General features: G+C 31.8%; 18 protein-coding genes. 17 read left to right on the top strand and 1 reads right to left on the bottom strand.

Annotation, left to right across the window (positions count from 1 at the left end; genetic code table 11):
* Positions 1-253 precede the first annotated feature (253 nt).
* The 6 genes from R6X41_RS17285 to R6X41_RS17260 all read left to right on the top strand — a co-directional run bounded on the left by R6X41_RS17285 (position 254) and on the right by R6X41_RS17260 (position 5,185).
* On the top strand, positions 254-1,054 hold the full coding sequence (locus R6X41_RS17285) for a helix-turn-helix transcriptional regulator (RefSeq protein ID WP_318501607.1): 801 nt from the start codon (positions 254-256) through the stop codon (positions 1,052-1,054).
* A gap of 60 nt (positions 1,055-1,114) precedes the next feature.
* Positions 1,115-2,737 carry a serine hydrolase domain-containing protein gene (locus R6X41_RS17280; RefSeq protein WP_318501606.1) on the top strand — a complete coding sequence of 541 codons (1,623 nt, stop codon included), beginning with the start codon at positions 1,115-1,117 and terminating at the stop codon, positions 2,735-2,737.
* 154 nt (positions 2,738-2,891) lie between these two features.
* Complete coding sequence (locus R6X41_RS17275) at positions 2,892-3,113, top strand: hypothetical protein (RefSeq protein ID WP_318501605.1); 222 nt, start codon at positions 2,892-2,894, stop codon at positions 3,111-3,113.
* 23 nt (positions 3,114-3,136) lie between these two features.
* Positions 3,137-3,802 carry a hypothetical protein gene (locus R6X41_RS17270; RefSeq protein WP_318501604.1) on the top strand — a complete coding sequence of 222 codons (666 nt, stop codon included), beginning with the start codon at positions 3,137-3,139 and terminating at the stop codon, positions 3,800-3,802.
* A 285-nt stretch (positions 3,803-4,087) separates the two neighbouring features.
* Positions 4,088-4,579: a flavodoxin family protein gene (locus tag R6X41_RS17265; RefSeq protein WP_318501603.1), complete on the top strand. Its 492-nt coding sequence runs from the start codon at positions 4,088-4,090 to the stop codon at positions 4,577-4,579.
* Between the two features lie 90 nt (positions 4,580-4,669).
* On the top strand, positions 4,670-5,185 hold the full coding sequence (locus R6X41_RS17260) for a GNAT family N-acetyltransferase (RefSeq protein WP_318501602.1): 516 nt from the start codon (positions 4,670-4,672) through the stop codon (positions 5,183-5,185).
* A gap of 94 nt (positions 5,186-5,279) precedes the next feature.
* Here the strand turns inward: R6X41_RS17260 and R6X41_RS17255 are convergent, their stop codons facing one another.
* Positions 5,280-5,408: a hypothetical protein gene (locus tag R6X41_RS17255; protein ID WP_318501601.1), complete on the bottom strand. Its 129-nt coding sequence runs from the start codon at positions 5,406-5,408 to the stop codon at positions 5,280-5,282.
* A gap of 534 nt (positions 5,409-5,942) precedes the next feature.
* Here R6X41_RS17255 and R6X41_RS17250 point away from each other — a divergent pair.
* From R6X41_RS17250 to R6X41_RS17195, 11 genes are all read left to right on the top strand, one after another.
* A complete protein-coding gene (locus R6X41_RS17250; protein WP_318501600.1) occupies positions 5,943-7,259 on the top strand; it encodes a metal-dependent hydrolase family protein in 1,317 nt (438 codons plus the stop codon).
* 228 nt (positions 7,260-7,487) lie between these two features.
* The gene (locus R6X41_RS17245) at positions 7,488-8,051 is read left to right on the top strand and encodes a TetR/AcrR family transcriptional regulator (RefSeq protein ID WP_318501599.1); all 564 of its coding nucleotides are present in this window, start codon (positions 7,488-7,490) and stop codon (positions 8,049-8,051) included.
* A gap of 65 nt (positions 8,052-8,116) precedes the next feature.
* A complete protein-coding gene (locus R6X41_RS17240; protein ID WP_318501598.1) occupies positions 8,117-8,557 on the top strand; it encodes a hypothetical protein in 441 nt (146 codons plus the stop codon).
* A 4-nt stretch (positions 8,558-8,561) separates the two neighbouring features.
* Positions 8,562-9,119, top strand: coding sequence for a carboxymuconolactone decarboxylase family protein (locus R6X41_RS17235; protein WP_318501597.1), 558 nt, complete (start codon positions 8,562-8,564; stop codon positions 9,117-9,119).
* A 306-nt stretch (positions 9,120-9,425) separates the two neighbouring features.
* Positions 9,426-10,367 (top strand): septum formation inhibitor Maf, encoded by a 942-nt coding sequence (locus tag R6X41_RS17230; protein ID WP_318501596.1) that lies wholly within the window; start codon positions 9,426-9,428, stop codon positions 10,365-10,367.
* A gap of 301 nt (positions 10,368-10,668) precedes the next feature.
* Positions 10,669-12,741: a polysaccharide lyase family 8 super-sandwich domain-containing protein gene (locus R6X41_RS17225; protein WP_318501595.1), complete on the top strand. Its 2,073-nt coding sequence runs from the start codon at positions 10,669-10,671 to the stop codon at positions 12,739-12,741.
* A 168-nt stretch (positions 12,742-12,909) separates the two neighbouring features.
* A complete protein-coding gene (locus R6X41_RS17220) occupies positions 12,910-14,049 on the top strand; it encodes a tyrosine-type recombinase/integrase (protein ID WP_318501594.1) in 1,140 nt (379 codons plus the stop codon).
* Positions 14,050-14,312: 263 nt separating this feature from the next.
* On the top strand, positions 14,313-14,810 hold the full coding sequence (locus R6X41_RS17215; RefSeq protein ID WP_318501593.1) for a hypothetical protein: 498 nt from the start codon (positions 14,313-14,315) through the stop codon (positions 14,808-14,810).
* A gap of 174 nt (positions 14,811-14,984) precedes the next feature.
* Positions 14,985-15,911, top strand: a complete 927-nt coding sequence (locus R6X41_RS19810; RefSeq protein ID WP_412176278.1) for an HNH endonuclease — start codon at positions 14,985-14,987, stop codon at positions 15,909-15,911.
* Positions 15,912-16,073: 162 nt separating this feature from the next.
* Entirely contained in the window at positions 16,074-16,838 is a 765-nt protein-coding gene (locus R6X41_RS17200) for a GIY-YIG nuclease family protein (protein ID WP_318501592.1), read from the top strand.
* A 157-nt stretch (positions 16,839-16,995) separates the two neighbouring features.
* Positions 16,996-17,652: a hypothetical protein gene (locus R6X41_RS17195; protein ID WP_318501591.1), complete on the top strand. Its 657-nt coding sequence runs from the start codon at positions 16,996-16,998 to the stop codon at positions 17,650-17,652.
* Positions 17,653-17,901 lie beyond the last annotated feature (249 nt).

Below are 17,901 nucleotides of genomic sequence, written 5' to 3'. Positions count from 1 at the left end.
GGTTTTCAATATTGATAAGACCTCAAGTCTCTCTGTGTATTATAATTGTACTCCTCGATTTTGTGCATACTGACTTTATTGTTTTAAATTGGTGTTTTTTTAAAACACCATATATGGTATATCAATTATCAGATTTAAAACAGTTTTAATCTGTATTCATATTTTAAAGACACACTAAAACATAGGGATTTGTATGTCTACTAGCTTCTAATTTTCCTTATAAATAATGATTAACAACACGCTGAAAAACATAATGCAGAGACTAAAAACAGGCGAATTTTACGGAACACATTACCAAAAGTCAGCTTTTGAAAACATTATTATTACAGATACCGAATACACACATAGCAAAGTAGATTGGCATCATCACGAAAATCCGTATTTTACTTATTTGCTCCAGGGAAAACTATTTGAAGCAAATAAAAAAGAATCTTACTATTTAAAACCCGGAAGTCTTTTGTTCCATAATTGGCAAGACGAACATTACAATATTAAACCACCAGAGTATACTAGAGGGTTTCATATAGAACTTAATGCAAATTGGTTTTCAAATTATAACATTCAAATAAAAGATTTTGAAGGAAGCATTAACTTAAAGCATCCTTTAGTTAAAAACTTAATGAACAGTGTATTTATTGAGTCTAAAATAAACGATCAATATTCTAATTTAAGTATTGAAGCAACATTAATAGACATTTTTGGTTCTATAAAAAAAACAGAAGATAGAATTTTAAAAAGACCGTTATGGGTGAATAAACTTCAAGAACTTCTCTTGGAAGAAAATATTGACTATTCGCTAAAAAATTTAAGTGCAATTTTAGAAATTCATCCCATACATTTGTCTAGAGAATTTAGTAGATATTTTGGAACAACGCTTGGCAATTACATTAGACTTATAAAACTGAATAAAGCATTTTGCTTACTTGCTTCTAATAGATTTTCAATGACAGAAATTTGCTATAAGTGTGGTTTTTACGACCAAAGTCATTTTATAACTAATTTTAAATCGGTTTACAAAACAACACCTTCCAATATATTAAAACAAATCTCTTAATGTTAATTATATACAATTATAACGTATTTTAAAACGATATTTTTGCTTCAAATTACAAATATGAAATCACCTTATTTTTTAATCCTTATTGCTTGTTTAATACTCTCGTGCAATACTAAATCGAAAACCGTACAGCCGGAATCAGCAGAAAATTTGAATTTTTCAAAAACTGATATCACCAAAGACAAAACAACTTCAGAAGACTATTTACAAATCTTTACTCTTAATAAAGATGAATTTCTAAACATGCATTTCACCTTAGAAAAGCCACTTATTCAGAGTCTTAAATTACTAGCACCAAACCTAACAGACAATGAATTATTAGAAAAAGGGAGTTTTCAATTTTCATTTATAGTAGATGGAGAACCTATTTATATAGAGAATTTAAATACAGGAGCGGGATTAAAAGCGTCTAAAACAGAGCAACTTAATCATACAATACGGTTAATAACACCACAACAATTAGATTATTGGGGTTGGTATTTATGGCTTAAGTTTATGAAATTAGGTGGCGGACAAGATGCACTTAGCGAAGGGAATCATACGTTAAGCATAGAAGTTAAACCTTATATAAAACAAGACAGCTTAAAAGTAGGTGAGCTTTTGGCTAAAGGACATATTACTATTGAAGTTCCAGAAATACCTATAGATAAAAGCTTAATATCACTTCAAAAAATACAACCCAATAGTGGTTGGGAACTATCTAAAGATTATTTTGATATCAGCAAAATTGAAGCTTTAAATAAAAAAATTGCAGAAGGTCGTTTTGAGAATATTAATGGAATTGTAGTCATAAAAGAAGGCGAAATATTAATTGAGGAGTATTTTAATGGAGAAACGAGAGATAGTTTGCACGACCCAAGATCTGTAGGGAAATCAATTGCTTCTACAATGTTAGGAATTGCAATTGACGACCATTTCATAAAAAACGAAAACGCCTTATTAAAAGATTTTTACGATTTAAAATCCTTTGAGAATTATAGTTCGAAAAAGGATTCTGTATCACTCAAATCGCTGTTAACAATGAGTTCTGGATTTCTTGGTGACGATAGTGATTACAGTAGTCCCGGACATGAAGAAAATATGTACCCCACAAATAACTGGGTGGAATTCACGCTTAATTTACCGATGCAAAAAGACAAGATAATGGGCAAAGACTTTGCATACTTTACTGCAGGAACAGTTGTTTTAGGAGATATTATTCAGATGTCTGTGCCTAATGGTTTAGTTTCTTATGCCGACGAAAAATTATTTGCACCGCTTGGTATTACAAACTATCAATGGGAATTTACACCACAAAAAGTTGGAAATACTGCTGGTGGCATAAGATTGAGAGCCGTAGATTTTGCTAAATATGGTCAATTATATAAAAACAAAGGACTCTGGAATGGGAAACAAATTTTAAACAAACAATGGGTAGAAAAAAGTTTCGATAAACATGTACAACAATCTATCGATGGAGATGCATATGGATACTTATTCTGGAATAAAACCTATACTTATAATAACAAAGCGTATGAAGTCTCTTTTTGTAGTGGAAATGGAGGAAATAAAATTTTCATATTTAAAGACATTCCTTTTGTTGTCGTTTTAACGTCTTCGGCATACAACACTCCAAGCGCTCACGCCAATGCAGATAAAATAATGATTGAGTATATATTACCCGCAATACTAGGGACATAATATAAGGTAGTTGCACACACCTATAAATTAGGTTTAAGGTACTCGCCTACTCCTTAAAATTCCTTCAGCGTTAACTTAACTGTGATTTGTTTGCTAAATTAGTTGCTTAAACATATCTATTTAGCGATATACTACCAGATTCAAGATTTAATATATGAAGACATACATCGTGATTTTAGTTTTAATTGTAATGTCTTGCAAAGGACAATCCGATAAAAACAATCAGACTGAAAGACCAAAATCTGAAATTATTAAGACTTCAGATTTTGAATTAATCAAAGCCGAAAACCAAAAAGGTTTAGTGATTTTATTTCCCTGTTTTCCTTGTGATGCCGAAAACACATTATCTGAATTTAAAATTGTAGACATAGTATAGAAAATGGTTTTTCAGTTTTAGCCATGAACTTAAATCAACGTTTATATCTAAGTCAAAAAGAAAAACAAGAATTAGCGGAGCAATTAAAAAGCATCGCTCGCGAGCAAAATTTATCTAAAAAAAATATATTTATTGGTGGCTTTTCAAGCGGTGGAAATGTAAGCCTGCTAATTAGTGATTACCTTGTTAAAACCGAAAGTACAATGCAACCAAGAGGTGTTTTTATAGTAGATTCCCCAATTGATTTTTTAGGGCTTTACAAAACATCAGAAAAGAATTTGAAACGGGAATATTCAGACATATCTGTCCAAGAATCGGCTTGGATTAAGAATATGTTTGACACAAATTTTGGAAATCCAGCACATGGAATTACCAATTACGAGCAAAATTCGCCTTATACATTTAAAACCCAAAATATTGATAACTTAAAAGGTTTGGAACAGTTAAAAATTAGACTTTACACAGAACCTGATATAAAGTGGTGGAGTGAAAATAGAAACAATGATTTTGAAGATTTAAACGCTTTTTATATTCAAAATTTATCAGAAAAATTAAAAACCGAATTTGGTACAAACACTATTGAACTGATAAATACAGAAAATCGAGGTTATCGCGCAAACGGAGAAAGACATCCGCATTCTTGGTCGATAGTAGACGAAAAAGATTTAATAAATTGGATGTTAGAATAGACCACTTTGGGTAGCATCCTGTATTATTAATTGTTTCGTTCTACCCTTCTTGTAAATACTTTCAATTACGTTTAATTTCCGTGTTTATTTGGCTACTTGCTAAAAAATAACTATTCTCGAAGTAGAATCATAGAGATATTTCGCTGTATCGTTTTGGACTTTAGAGTGAAAACCAAAAATCTATTTTTTAGATTCTCGATTTCTCAGGAAAGACAGTTTCATTGGAAACCTCAAGGAATTCTTTCCGATTAAAAGTTGTAATGCTATTAAAGAAAAATATTTTAAATGAAAAAAGTAATCATTGTTGGTACATCTAGAAATGATGGAGATACGTTTAAAGTCATGCATGAACTTAGGATACAATCAGATTGGGACTTGATAAATTTGAACGATTTTAATTTTAGTTATTACGACTACGAAAATAAAAACAGGCATGATGATTATCTGATTTTAATGAGACAAATCATTAAAAAATACGATACGCTAATTTTTGCCACTCCTGTATATTGGTATGCCATGAGCGGAATAATGAAAGTATTTTTTGATAGATTTACAGACTTACTGACTATAGAAAAAGAACTCGGACGGAAATTACGTGGCAAGAAAATGGCTGCAATTAGCTGTTCTATTGGAAACCATTTAGGCGACCAATTTTGGCTCCCCTTTTCGGAAACTGCTAAATATTTAGGAATGGACTATATTGGAAATTATCATATTATTACAGGAAAACTTAATAAGGAAAAGATGACTGAATTTATTAACCATATAGGAAAGTAATAATGTGTTACAACTCTAGGAACCTATGTATTTCACGTCCTCACCCATTTACCTAAATTATCTAAAGCAAAAAAAACAGCAGTAATTCGAATGAAAATTTTTGAAACCGACAGATTAATCGTTAGAAGATTAAAAGCATCCGATTCTGATGACTATTACGATATGATGGGGAATCCGAATGTGATGGATTTAGTTCCAAGACAAGTCCTCTCTAGAAAAGAAAGTGATAAACATTTAAAAGACTGTATAGATTCTTACCAAAGTGAATCTGACACAAAAGTTTATGGAATAGAAATTAAGAATAAAAAGGAGTTTATCGGACTTTGTGCCTTTTTAAAAAATGATAAAAACGAAGACGAAATTGGTTATCGTTTAAGGGAAATATTCTGGAGAAAAGGATACGGTTCTGAAATAGCTAAAGGACTTATCTCTTTCGGATTTGATAAAATGGATATGGCAAAAATAACAGCCGATGTGGATACTAAAAATCTAAACTCTGTAAAGATCTTAGAAAAATTTATGTCTTCTGAAAAAGAGTTTTTCAATACATCTGATAATTGTATAGACAGAAGGTATATAATATTAAAAGATAATTGGTTACTATAACAAAGACTAGGAATCAGAAAAACACGAAACGTCCACTATTCATTTATTAGCACTTAATTCTTAATAAAAACTCAATCTTTATTCTTTCTCATCTCTAAGTATGAGTTCCCGTAAATTTTTGAAATATGTTACTAAACGCTCCTAAAGTTATATAACCCACAGTGCTTGCAATTTCACTTAAATATTTATCGTTTTTTAATAACATTTCAATAGCTTTAATCATGTGCAATGTTTTCTAATATTTTAAAAATGAGATCTGTAAATCGACCTAAAAAAAACGTAAAATCAAACGTTCACTCACATTAAAACGATTGCTGATGCCTTTTAAAGTTAAAACTTATCCGAAATTAACGTCTAAATAATCAGTTATTTTTGTCACACGTTAGTTATCCGATAAAGGCAATTGTAAAGGTAAATTCTTATTTTGAAATGATGATAAACAAAGGTGAATATAGTTTTTAAAGTGGTCGTTTTGATAAAAATAGCCTACCAAAAAGAAAATCTTTATAAGGTTCCAAAACGTCGCAGTTATAACTTATGAATGCGAACCTAAAAACGATGTATAGTAAAACTTAAAATCCACTTATTTAAAAACAAGGCTAGGAACTTTAGCCCTATTTAAAAAATTGCTATTTTTAGCTTAAACAATATGGGGTGCTTAATGTACTGGCTTTAGTTTTTATTGCTGAAAATTCTCGTCGACAAACACGCGACATTTCATACACGACAGCTTAGTACTCCTTAAATAATTTACCAGATGCATAGAATTATAATTTACTCCTTACTGCTTGTTTTTTGCTTTAATACTAAACTAGTTGCGCAACAAAAAGACATGTACATTAAAGCTGGATATTTATACGATAGTAAAGAAAACAAACTTCTAGAGCACAAAGTCGTCCACATTAAAAATAATAAGATTGTATCTATAGGCGAATTCAATTCCATTCCAAAAAACAGAATTAAAGACGTTGTAGATTTATCTGAATACACAGTACTTCCGGGACTCTTAGATGCCCATACACATGTGCTTTTTTCTCAAGAAGCCGATGAAGACTTTGCCAATCACAGTGTGCATACACTTACCATGGAAAGCGATGGTTTAAGAACATTGCGAGGTTCTAAAAGAGCGCAATCTTATTTAGACGAAGGATTTACAAGTATTAAAGACCTTGGTAATTCTGGATTGTATTTGGATGTTGCACTTCGCGATGCTATTAATGAAGGCACAGTTAAGGGACCTCGTATTTTTGCTTCTGGAACAATATTGGCTGCAACTGGTGGACAAATTTACGGGGTGTCTCCAAAGCATCAAGATATTATAGATTTAGAATATCGCGTTATAACAAGTGTAGACGATGCTAAAAATGCTGTCCGAGAACATGTAAACCAAAACGTAGATTTAATAAAAATTTGTGCCGACAATATTCCGAATAATACGAAACTCACAATCGATGAAATGACAGAAATTGTTAAAACAGCACACTCTTATAACCTTACTGTAACTGCACATTGTGTAACAAATCAATCGGCTTGGAATGCCATAGAAGCTGGTGTAGATGGTATTGAACATGGATTTAATCTTTCAGATTCAACATTAACTAGAATGGCTGAAAAAAAGATATTCCTAGTCCCTACAGAAAATAGTAAAACCTATATGGAAACCTACGCAAAACTTGCGGGTTATAGTGAAGATAATATAGATTGGATAGACGGTTATATGGAAAAACAGAAAAACAGATTGCATAGAGCTATTGCCGCAGACGTTATTATTGTAGCAGGTTCTGACAATTATACAGACATTGGAGTGACACGCGGAAAATCATCTAAAGATATGTTTCTCACCTATTTTGAGGCAGGAATGAAACCTTTAGACATTTTACAGTCGGCTACATACAATTCAGCACTTCAGTTAAACAAAGAAAAAGAAATTGGTTACCTCACGCCTTTTGCAAACGGAGATCTTATTGCCGTAAAAGGAGATCTTAAAAATGATTTTATTCATACATTAGATCAAATTGTATTCGTTATGAAAGGTGGAGAAATATACCTTGATATCACTAAAACGGACAAATAATTACCGCTAAATAGTGAAGCAAAATCCCAGCAAATAACACACTATTGTTGGCCTTAAGGGAAGTTTATTCCGAAATTATCTCATTTAAATCTCCTTTATACATCACCATTATCAAACACAGTACTACCCTACTTTTTTTCAACAAAACACATTAAAATCTAAAATAAAAGTTAAAACATTTTTTATTTTCTAAACGATTGGTTAGTTTTGCACTGTGTTAGAATTATAATGGCTAGAAAAAAAGAATATATAGAAGAAGACGTTATCGAGAAAGCAATGCTTTTATTCTGGAAAAATGGATATGCGACAACATCTATGCAAATGCTTGAAAAAGAAATGGGCATAAATAAATTTTCTATATACTCCAGTTTCGGAAACAAAAATGGTGTATTTCTTGAAAGTATTGCTTGCTACAAGAAAAAACTAAACACACTTATAACCAAGTTAAAAGTATCTAAAAATGGAGTTGAAGGTATAAAACAATACTTCTACGATTTTATAGAGTTCTCTAAAGAAACAGAGTTTGGTAAAGGGTGTTTGGTAACTAATACAGCAAATGAAATAGGAGAAGATGCAGACGAAAAGATTAAAGATGTATTATTTAAATTCACAGACGAAGTTAAAGATGTATTTACACTTAACTTAGAACAAGACAAAAGCAAAGACCATGAGACAATTGAACAACAGGCTGATTTTTTACTAATTTCTATGTTTGGTTTATCTTCGGCATCAAGAATATTTAACAAAACACAACTCGACAATTATATACAAAATATATTTAAAAACGTATAAGCTTTTTTTTAAACGAAAACTAAACGAACGTTTAGATATAAACATATCATTACACCATACAAAGTATGAACAAAATACTATTTAGCTCCAACCTATTAATGGGGATTATATTATCGCGATTTGCAATTTCAAAATTAGCCGGTTGGGAAATTTCAGTACAGGCATTTATAGAAATGGCCAAACCTTTAGGTATCAATCCTACAGTATTCCGAGTAACTACAGGAGTCTTAATTTTGGCAGTAGTTATTGGTTATTTATCAACGGCTGTTTTTAGTTTAATAAAAAACCAGACTGAAATCACATCTAAATTCTCTTTTATAAATTGGGCAACTTTAGCAAATATTTTTGGTCTACTTACAATGACGGGGGCACTTATAGCCGAGTTTTCTTTACGAGTGCAACCTAAATGGTTACTAGTATATATCGCCTTCGGAATTATCGTTTTATCAACAATAAATCTATTTATTTTAAATACACAGAAACAATTAATAATCACTAAAAAGTAAAAATATGACAACATTAAAAATTCACAACATCGAAACTGCTCCAGAAGCAAGTAAACCATTATTAGAAAAATCTTTAAAAGGTTATGGAATGCTTCCTGGCTTACATGGTGTTTTAGCTGAATCTCCAGAAACGTTTGAAGCTTACCAAACCTTACATGGATTATTTACAAAAACATCTTTTAATGCAGACGAACTTACTGTAGTATGGCAAACTATTAATGTAGAACACGAATGTCATTATTGTGTACCTGCACATACGGGTATTGCAAACATGATGAAAGTAGATTCGTCTTTAAGTGATGCGTTAAGAAATAGAACGGCTATGCCAACAGAGAAATTACAAGTTTTACACGATTTCACTTTAAAAATGGTACGTAATCGCGGACAAGTTACTCAAGAAGATCTGTCTACATTTTATGGTGCCGGATATGGAGAAAAACAAGTCTTAGAAGTCATTTTAGGATTGTCGCAAAAAGTAATTAGCAACTACACAAATCATATTGCGAATACACCTGTAGATGCTCCTTTTAAAGAATTTGCTTGGACACCAAAGACCGTTTAAACAGATATTAGCTAGATAAGTTTTAACCTTTATTTGGTTAAGCTTATCTAGCTTTTTAATATTTTAAATTACCTAAATGATAGGAATTTAAGACGTCCTACCCGATTAGCCAAAGGCTCAGTACCTTTTTTATGCCAAATACACTTTCCGAATTAAAAGAACCGATAGGTTTTGTCTAAAATCAACAGTTTTAAGGTTTAAAGTGGGTATAATCTAAACCGAATTAAAACTCTTAGGTTTTTATTATTCTGAAAAAAGCCTTAAATTATAGCAGCTTAAATCGGTCTTTCTTAACACACAAACGTAATGCTAATTATAAAAAAAACAAACCACCTTGTAACTGTATGTTGCTTTCTCGGTGTCTTTTCACTGTTTGCTTGCCAACAAGATCAGAACGTGTCTTCCAAACCAACAACCGCGATTAAAGAGAAAGCAGTCGTACCTAAAGCAGATCTTTTTAACGCATATTGGTATTCTGGCAAAGCGGAGATAAATAGCTATGCATTAAAACAATCTCGATATGGAGACATCCGTGAAGGTGAAGTTGTATTGGTATTTGTAACCGAACCGTTTTCGCTAAGTAAACAAGTAAAATTAGATCGTCCTAAAGCTGCTGCAGAAGATAATGTATCTGTAATGAAATTGAATAACATCAGAAAATTCACGACAGGGATCTACGATTATTCAATTGTAACATCTACATTTTCACCAGTCGATTTTAAAACATATCCGCATACCTTAAAATTAAACACGAGCATTCAAGAATGGTGCGGACATACATTTACACAGCTAAATCTCGAAGATCAAAATTATCAGTTTCAACAATTTTCTTACTTTGAAGCAGACGGAGATACCGAAAAAAATATCCCTGTATCACTTTTAGAAGATGAGCTATTTACACGCATTCGCTTAAATAAAGGACAACTTCCCTTAGGTGAAATTGATATGATATTTTCTACATTATACAGTCGTTTTAATTATAAGGCATTAGAAGCAACTAAAGCTACAATTAGTAAAACGGAATCCGATTCCATAATAAATTACACCATTGATTATCTGAGCTATGACAGGAACATTTCTATCGCTGTTCAAAACGAATTCCCTTATAAAATCCTATCGTGGACAGAAGATAACGGCGATGGATTAATTACTGAAGCGCGATTAAAAAAGAGCATAAACGAGCCCTATTGGAATCAGAAAAGTGTATCGGATGAAGCCAAAAGAAGAGAACTACAATTGTTAAATTAACATCTTAAATCATCCCGAATTACACGGCACACCCAAAAGAATGGTTGCACTCCATAATTTAAAAAAACAAGTCGTACTAAGATCAAGAGAATTGTATATTTTCAGCTCTTTTCAAAAATGGCTAGCGTTTACTCGACCATCTAAAATCATGAAATTTTGTTCCAAATATGTAAGTCTCGGAGATTTTCTATTCGGTTTTTATTTACTAAATTAGAAGCTTAAACGAGCAACTAATCAGAAACCAAAACGTTAATGTAATTACTGCTTTTTTTAAGTAAAACATTAATAAGAACAATCCGAAATGAGATTCTATACCCGCATTTTAATTATCCTATTTATAGCTTCCAACCAGCTAATTTTTGCAACCGATCTAGATACACTCAAGCAAAACTTAAAAGATTTTTATATCCTAGGAGCTGTTAGCGATGGAGAAGTACAACTGTTACTCGAAAATATAAATCCCGATTTTTCCTTTGCAGATATTGATTACACGATGCATCGAAAGAGTAATTGGAATCCGCGAATGCACCTAACTCGACTGAGTATTCTTGCTACGGCATACGAAAATGTAAAGAGTAAGTATTACAAGTCGGAAGACATGGCAAAAACAATTGTTGGCGGATTAAACTTCTGGAGCTACAATAATTTTTATAGCGACAACTGGTGGCAACAAGAAATTGGAGTTCCTCTAAGTATTGGACCAACACTTGTTATTTGCGAATCTATTATTCCAGATTCCACCATGACACGGTCCTTAAAAGTAATGGATAAATCTAAAATTGGCTTGACCGGACAAAATAGAATATGGCTTAGTGGCAATGTTTTTGTGCGAGAATTGTTGCGCGGTAACGATAGTTTAATCACCAATGCCGCGAATACCATAAAGGCTGTTGTAGTACCCTCAGAACCTTACCAAGAAGGAATTCAGCCAGATTATTCATTTCATCAACACGGGCCACAACCGCAGTTTGGAAACTATGGGTTACATTTTTCAGAAGATATTATTAAGTGGATGTTTATTTTTAATAATACCGACATCGCCTTTTCGCCCTCAAAAATTGATTTGATACGTAAGCTCATGTTCGAAGGGCAACAAAAAGTGGTATATAAAGGCAAGTACGAGGTTTTAGCTACGGGACGTCAAATCTTCCCAGAAATGGTAGATGGCAAAAAATATCGCGGTCCAATGGCTAAATATGATCTTTACAAAAGCCTTGAGCAGATATTTAATGCCTTCGATTCCCAAACCAATCCCGAAAGTGCTCCCTATGAGTATATTCATTTCCGGAATTCCGATTATAGTTTGTATCGCACAGATACATTTTTCTCTGCTGTACGTATGTCTTCACAACGCGTTATCGGAGGCGAGGCTCTAAATGGTGAAAACCAGATGGGGTATTATTTAGGAGATGGCACCAACCTTATTTATCGCAAAGGAGACGAATACCATGAAATTTATCCGATTTGGAATTGGAAAAAATTACCAGGCACAACTACAGTACAGGACACATCTAAAATTCCCGTTTTAACGGTGAAAGGATATAATAATGAATCCAATTTTGCTGGCGGATTAAAAGGTACAAACGTGGGTATTACAGCTTTTAAATACCGAAGAGATAGCCTACAGGCAAATAAGTCTTATTTTTTTATCGACAACAAAGTGTATGCTATGGGCTCTGCCATTAGTACCGACAGAAACTTTGATGTGGTGACTACAATTAATCAAAGTTTAAAAAACGGAGCGGTTTCTATTGCTAAAAACAAAGGTCAGATTAGCTCTGTTTGGCATGACAGTATTGCATACGTGAGTTTGGCAAAACAGCATTTAAATGTAACTCAGGGAGCGCAAACGGGCAACTGGAAAAAGATACTCGCTTGGTCTACAGATACTATAATTTCTAAACCTGTTTTTGATATAGAAGTGAACCATGGCGTGAAACCTAAAGCTGGCAAATATGCTTATGTGAGTGTGGTTGGAATATCTGAAAAAGAAGTAAAACACGTTATTAAAACTCAATTGGGAGACCTTATTGCGCATACAAACAAGGTGCATGCCCTAAGCTTTAACCAAGGTAAAACCATTGCCATCGTAGCTTTTGAACCCTGTGAAGTTTCAATAGGACCGCAGCAAAAGTTAATCATTAAAACGCCTTGCCTATTGAGTTTGAATAAAGATAAAAAGGGATGGATCATAGAAGCTGTAGACCCGACTCAGCAATTAAAAACTCTTGCTTTTGAAATTAGTGGAAAATACCACATACAAGGGACTCAGTATTCGGAAATTAAAGGAAACAAAACCGCTTTTAACATTACACTTCCAAGCACTAGCTATGAAAAAGGAATGAAAAATACTGTGGAGTTAATTACAAACTAAATTTAAGCGAACAGATCCAGTGAATTACATATTAATATCTTACTGGGAAATATGCTAAAACGACTTTTCTTACCATAAGCTAGCCCCTAGAACCAATTACACAAACCACTGTAAAACAGTCATATGTCTGCAAATTAGAATTTATTTCTTATTTTTAAGAAAAATCTTATGCGTAGTAAACCGACAATTACTTTAAAACCACTTAGGCATAATAACAAAACCTTTATAGCTATACATTTTGACTCCGATGAAATTATAGCTGCATATATAAAAGACCTATCAGATGTAAAGTGGAGCAACACCTATAAGGTGTATTGTACACATTATAACAAAAACCGTATTCATCAGCTTTTTGAATATTTCAGAGAAAAAGATTGGTATGTTAACTATGAATCCTTTAAAACATACAATACACCAAAGGAAGTTCCCAATACAAAAAAAGCAATTAGCACAGCCATGCTTCCACTTTTAAGTAATACCGCAGAAATCAACCTATCAGGATACAGAAAATGGTTAGAACAAAAACGCTTAAGCTCAAATACTGTAAATACATATACTGAAGTTACAAGCTATTTTATTAGATATTTAGATCTAAAAAAAATCTCAAATATAACGGCAAGAAGTATCGAACAATTTAACTATGATTTTATTTTTAATGCCAACAAATCTGTTTCCTATCAAAACCAATGTATTAGTGGAATTAAAAAATACTTAGAATATGAAAAGATTTTAATTGATGATTTAGATATTAAGCGGCCTGAAAAAGATAAAAAGCTACCCATCATTTTAAACAAATCAGAGATAAAAGTAATTCTAGATACAACAACTAATTTAAAACATAAAACCTTATTAAGCCTCCTATATTCAGCTGGATTGCGTATTGGTGAAGCGCTCAATTTAAAATTAAATGATTTTGATTTTGAACGCGGGTTAATACATATAAAATCAGCAAAGGGAAGAAAAGACAGATACACCCTTTTATCTCCCGGATTTATAGGTTTATTACAAGTCTATGTGCAACAATATACACCACAAACCTATCTATTTGAAGGACGCTTTGGAGCACAATACACACAAGTTAGCGCCAGACAAGTATTAAAAAAAGCATTACGAAGTGGTCATATCAAAAAATATGCAACGCTTCATACACTAAGGCATAGTTTTGCAACACATTTATTAGAAAGTGGGACAGATTTACGTTATATCCAAGAATTATTAGGACATAGCAGTCCAAAAACGACCATGATTTATACACACGTTTCAACAGCTAACTTAAAAGAAATTCAAAATCCCTTTGACTCCTTGTAAGAAAGCATATATATTTACATGAAGATGATGAATACTTTTGGAATAATAAGGATGATTAATTATAGTTAATAACCATCGTTATCCCACCAATATAGCATATTATGTAGTATTCAATCATCCATATAAACAAGTTGGCATTCATTATGAAAAAACGAAATCTCAATCTAATTTTGATATTATCGAGTATAATCTCGATAGGATTTCTGACTGTTCAACTCTTGAAACTACCGACTTTTATGTTGGGCTCAAATTATCTGACAATTATGATTTTGTCAATTATATTGTTTGGAAGTCTAATAATCGGATTGATTATAAAAGCAATTTTTAAACATTATAGTTTTAAGACATTATTGCTTTCTTTATTTACAATCTGCTCTGTTATTGGAATTTTTTATTTGCATAAACCAACTTATGACATAATTGTCCCCGAAAATTACATTGGAGAAGTAAACCTAATTTTATCCAACGTAAAAGAAAACCGACTGATTTTGGACGAAAACGGAATTGGTTATATCAATAAAGTTACGTTCAATAAAACCTTCAATCCGAAAATTATACAAAACGGAATTGAAATTAATGAAAGAACGGTTGGATTTAATCCTTCAACATTTTGGGCGATTTCAAAAACAACGACCAAAAATGGAAAAGAAATAAAAGCATTAACTTTTGAGATTGTCCCAAAAGATAAAATAGGAGAAAAACAATATTATCATACGGAATTGAGCAAGTTTGTGAACGATAAATTAATAACAGCTGAATAAAATAACGAAATGCCAACACCGTGTATAATTAATGGCTAATTCTCGCATACTTACGAAAATCCTCGCGGATTTTCTATCTAGTGTTTATTTGCTAAATTAGGTGCTTAAACACGCCACTAATCATACACAAACACGTTATGTGTAAGCTAAAAAAAAATCCGTGAAACAAGAAAAATGGGAATATTTGACTTTATAAGAGGTAATAAAAAAGCGAAATCGGAAAATACCGAAAAAGAAAAAATTGATGTTTCTCAAACATTTATTGATAAAAGCAAAAAAGAGTTTTTGGCTAATAAAATTGGCAATGTCCTTGATGAAAATAAAGAGATAACCCTAACTGAAGACGAAATTCAAAAATATATTCATCAAGAAGTTAATGAACGAATATCAAGCGAACCTAAATTTGAATTTAGTTCATCTAATTTTGACCCATTATTTCAAGAATCTGCAAAAATTATAGTGGAACATCAACAAGGTTCTGCTTCTTTACTTCAAAGAAAACTGAAATTAGGATATAATAGAGCTGGAAGATTAATAGATGAACTTGAAATGGCTGGAATTGTTGGTCCGTTTCTTGGACAAAAAGCAAGAACTGTAAATCTTCCGAATATTAATCAACTCGAACTTTTTTTTCAACTTGGAAAAATACAAAACGAGAGATTTGACCATTTCAAAAAAAACATTTTACCATTACACGAAGAACTGATTTCTACCAAAGTAAGAGAACTTATCAAATCGCAAGAAATTGAACAAGAAAATGAATTGAAAGAAATCTTAAAACAGGAAATTCTGGATAAAGAAAATGATAAAAATGAAAAAGAAAAAAGGCGACAACTCAAAACTCAAATTAGAAAAGAATTAATCGAGGAAGGAATTTTATCAAATCTAAACGAATCGGATTTAAAACGTGAACCTATACCTCAAGAAGTTCTTGACCGAGTTTGGAATAGAGATGGCGGAAAATGTGTAAAATGTGGAAGTCAAGAAAAAATAGAATTTGACCATATTATTCCTTTTTCAAGAGGAGGTTCAAATACATATAGAAATTTACAGATTTTATGCGAGCAATGTAATCGTGGAAAATCGAACAATATTGGATAAACGAAAGAAAAGCCTACACATAACACCGTGTATAATTAATGGCTAGTTCGAGCTTGCTTACGAAAACCCTCGCGGATTTTCTATTCAGTTTTTATTTGCTAAATTAGGTGCTTAAACACGCCACTAATCATACACAAAACCGTTGTAGCCAATTTGAGAAAAATGCCGAATACTATTCAAAAATATATAACCGAAAATTGTCAGTACTTATCTGAAAAAGATATTCTTCAAATGAATGAATCTGATAATGGACCAATAAACAATGTTTTAAATGGACTGAATAAACATTGTTACGGAGTTTGGTTATTAGACGACAAAACCGATAACAATTATCTTTTATTTTATATTAATAATCGAATTGAATTAAGTGGTTTGGTTTGTAGATTTAAAATAAATGATAAAAAACGTAATGATTTTACTATTGGCTTTGCGAAAGTTATAAATCAAGAATATCCTAAAGATACTGATTTAATAGAAGTTTTTAACACATTTCAAAATCATACGAGAACAATGTTGGAAAAAATTAATCGGTTCACTTATGGGAATGAAATTGCTGACAAAAACGGAACATTAATAGTAAAAGGTAAAGCTGGAATTGATTTTGTACCATTTGTGAATAAAAAAGAGGCTTTTAAAGATATTTTTTTTAAAGATAATGAAAATGTATCAGCGGAAAATGGAAATAAAATATACTTAATGTTTAATCCGAGAAATGGCTACACAAAAATTGGTCGCAGTATAAAGCCAAAAGTAAGAGAAAAGACTCTTCAAGGAGAAGACCCAGAAACTGAAATCATAGCATTATGGAATTCACCAAAATCAACTGAAACGGATTTACATAAAAAATTTAGTGAGAAAAGAATTCGTGGCGAATGGTTTAATTTAGGAATATCTGACTTATTAGAAATTAAAGAAAAAATGAAATAAAAACTGGCTACAACACGGTATATAAAAAATTGCTAATTTCACCTAAACCAATGTCAGTTGCTTTGTTTGCTACTGCTGATTTTCCTGCGGAAAATCCTCGCACACAAACACGCAACTTTCCATATACGCAAACGTTGTAAGCCATTTGAGAAATAATATGACACATAAATCTGATTTAGATAAATTCGTTGAAAACAATGACAAAGAGTTTCTGACTTTTTACGGAAATCAACTAATATCAAACTTAAATGACTTAAATAAAAAAGAAGAAAAACAATCAATTTTTCTGACCTTATTACTTCTTTTGTTTTTTCTTCTAAAAACTAGTAAACTAGAAAGTTTTGACATTGGACCTCTAGAAATTACGGACACTGGAATCATTGTTGTATTCATTCCAATTGTATTTATTTATACTATGTTCAATATGTACAGCTTAACGTTTCAAAAAAAAGAAACCCAAATAATTTTAAACCACCTATATCATAAACAACTTCTACTAAAAGACAATGGACTCAAAGAAAATAATTCAAACAAATTTTCAAGAGCATTTTTTCCTTTATCACTTTCTAATACTGTTAAAAAAATAATATCTGGCAAACACCATATAATTGAATCTATAATTGGATTTATACTTTTATTTCCGACAATTTTAATTGCATTACTGCCGTATTTTGTGATTTATCTAATGTTAAGTGAGATTTACACAAGTCAATTTTCTTTTTGGTACGGAAAATTAGCTTTTTACGTTTCTATTTGGGGAGTTGCTTTAGTTTTGTTTTATGTAATAACAAATGGAATTAAAGAAAATGAATAAAAAAAAACGGCTTACAACACCGTATAAAAAAAATTGCTAGTTTTAGTTAAACCAATGTCAGTTGCTCGTTTGCTAGCTTCTGATTTTCCTTCGGAAAATCCTCGCACACAAACACGCAACTATTCTTAGTGTGCCAAGAATCAACCACGGCAATAAAATGGTTGAATGCTGTAAATAAGATGATGGTAGGTCCATCAGAGTCGTTGTATAGGCGATGGCTCTAAACCACCTAAAGGTGCTGCAATTAAT

The sequence above is a fragment of the Formosa sejongensis genome (assembly GCF_033447105.1).
Taxonomy (GTDB): domain Bacteria; phylum Bacteroidota; class Bacteroidia; order Flavobacteriales; family Flavobacteriaceae; genus Formosa.
Note: the sequence above shows the minus strand (reverse complement) of the source record. Positions and strands in the feature narration are given on the sequence as shown.

Coding starts and splice junctions, on each gene's coding strand:
- R6X41_RS17230 (WP_318501596.1), top strand. CDS start 9,426: ATGCTAATTATAAAAAAAACAAACCACCTTGTAACTGTATGTTGCTTT.
- R6X41_RS17195 (WP_318501591.1), top strand. CDS start 16,996: ATGACACATAAATCTGATTTAGATAAATTCGTTGAAAACAATGACAAA.
- R6X41_RS17255 (WP_318501601.1), bottom strand. CDS start 5,408: ATGATTAAAGCTATTGAAATGTTATTAAAAAACGATAAATATTTAAGT.
- R6X41_RS17270 (WP_318501604.1), top strand. CDS start 3,137: ATGAACTTAAATCAACGTTTATATCTAAGTCAAAAAGAAAAACAAGAA.
- R6X41_RS17275 (WP_318501605.1), top strand. CDS start 2,892: ATGAAGACATACATCGTGATTTTAGTTTTAATTGTAATGTCTTGCAAA.
- R6X41_RS17260 (WP_318501602.1), top strand. CDS start 4,670: ATGAAAATTTTTGAAACCGACAGATTAATCGTTAGAAGATTAAAAGCA.
- R6X41_RS17215 (WP_318501593.1), top strand. CDS start 14,313: ATGATTTTGTCAATTATATTGTTTGGAAGTCTAATAATCGGATTGATT.
- R6X41_RS17200 (WP_318501592.1), top strand. CDS start 16,074: ATGCCGAATACTATTCAAAAATATATAACCGAAAATTGTCAGTACTTA.
- R6X41_RS19810 (WP_412176278.1), top strand. CDS start 14,985: ATGGGAATATTTGACTTTATAAGAGGTAATAAAAAAGCGAAATCGGAA.
- R6X41_RS17220 (WP_318501594.1), top strand. CDS start 12,910: ATGCGTAGTAAACCGACAATTACTTTAAAACCACTTAGGCATAATAAC.
- R6X41_RS17265 (WP_318501603.1), top strand. CDS start 4,088: ATGAAAAAAGTAATCATTGTTGGTACATCTAGAAATGATGGAGATACG.
- R6X41_RS17240 (WP_318501598.1), top strand. CDS start 8,117: ATGAACAAAATACTATTTAGCTCCAACCTATTAATGGGGATTATATTA.
- R6X41_RS17280 (WP_318501606.1), top strand. CDS start 1,115: ATGAAATCACCTTATTTTTTAATCCTTATTGCTTGTTTAATACTCTCG.
- R6X41_RS17250 (WP_318501600.1), top strand. CDS start 5,943: ATGCATAGAATTATAATTTACTCCTTACTGCTTGTTTTTTGCTTTAAT.
- R6X41_RS17285 (WP_318501607.1), top strand. CDS start 254: ATGCAGAGACTAAAAACAGGCGAATTTTACGGAACACATTACCAAAAG.
- R6X41_RS17235 (WP_318501597.1), top strand. CDS start 8,562: ATGACAACATTAAAAATTCACAACATCGAAACTGCTCCAGAAGCAAGT.
- R6X41_RS17225 (WP_318501595.1), top strand. CDS start 10,669: ATGAGATTCTATACCCGCATTTTAATTATCCTATTTATAGCTTCCAAC.
- R6X41_RS17245 (WP_318501599.1), top strand. CDS start 7,488: ATGGCTAGAAAAAAAGAATATATAGAAGAAGACGTTATCGAGAAAGCA.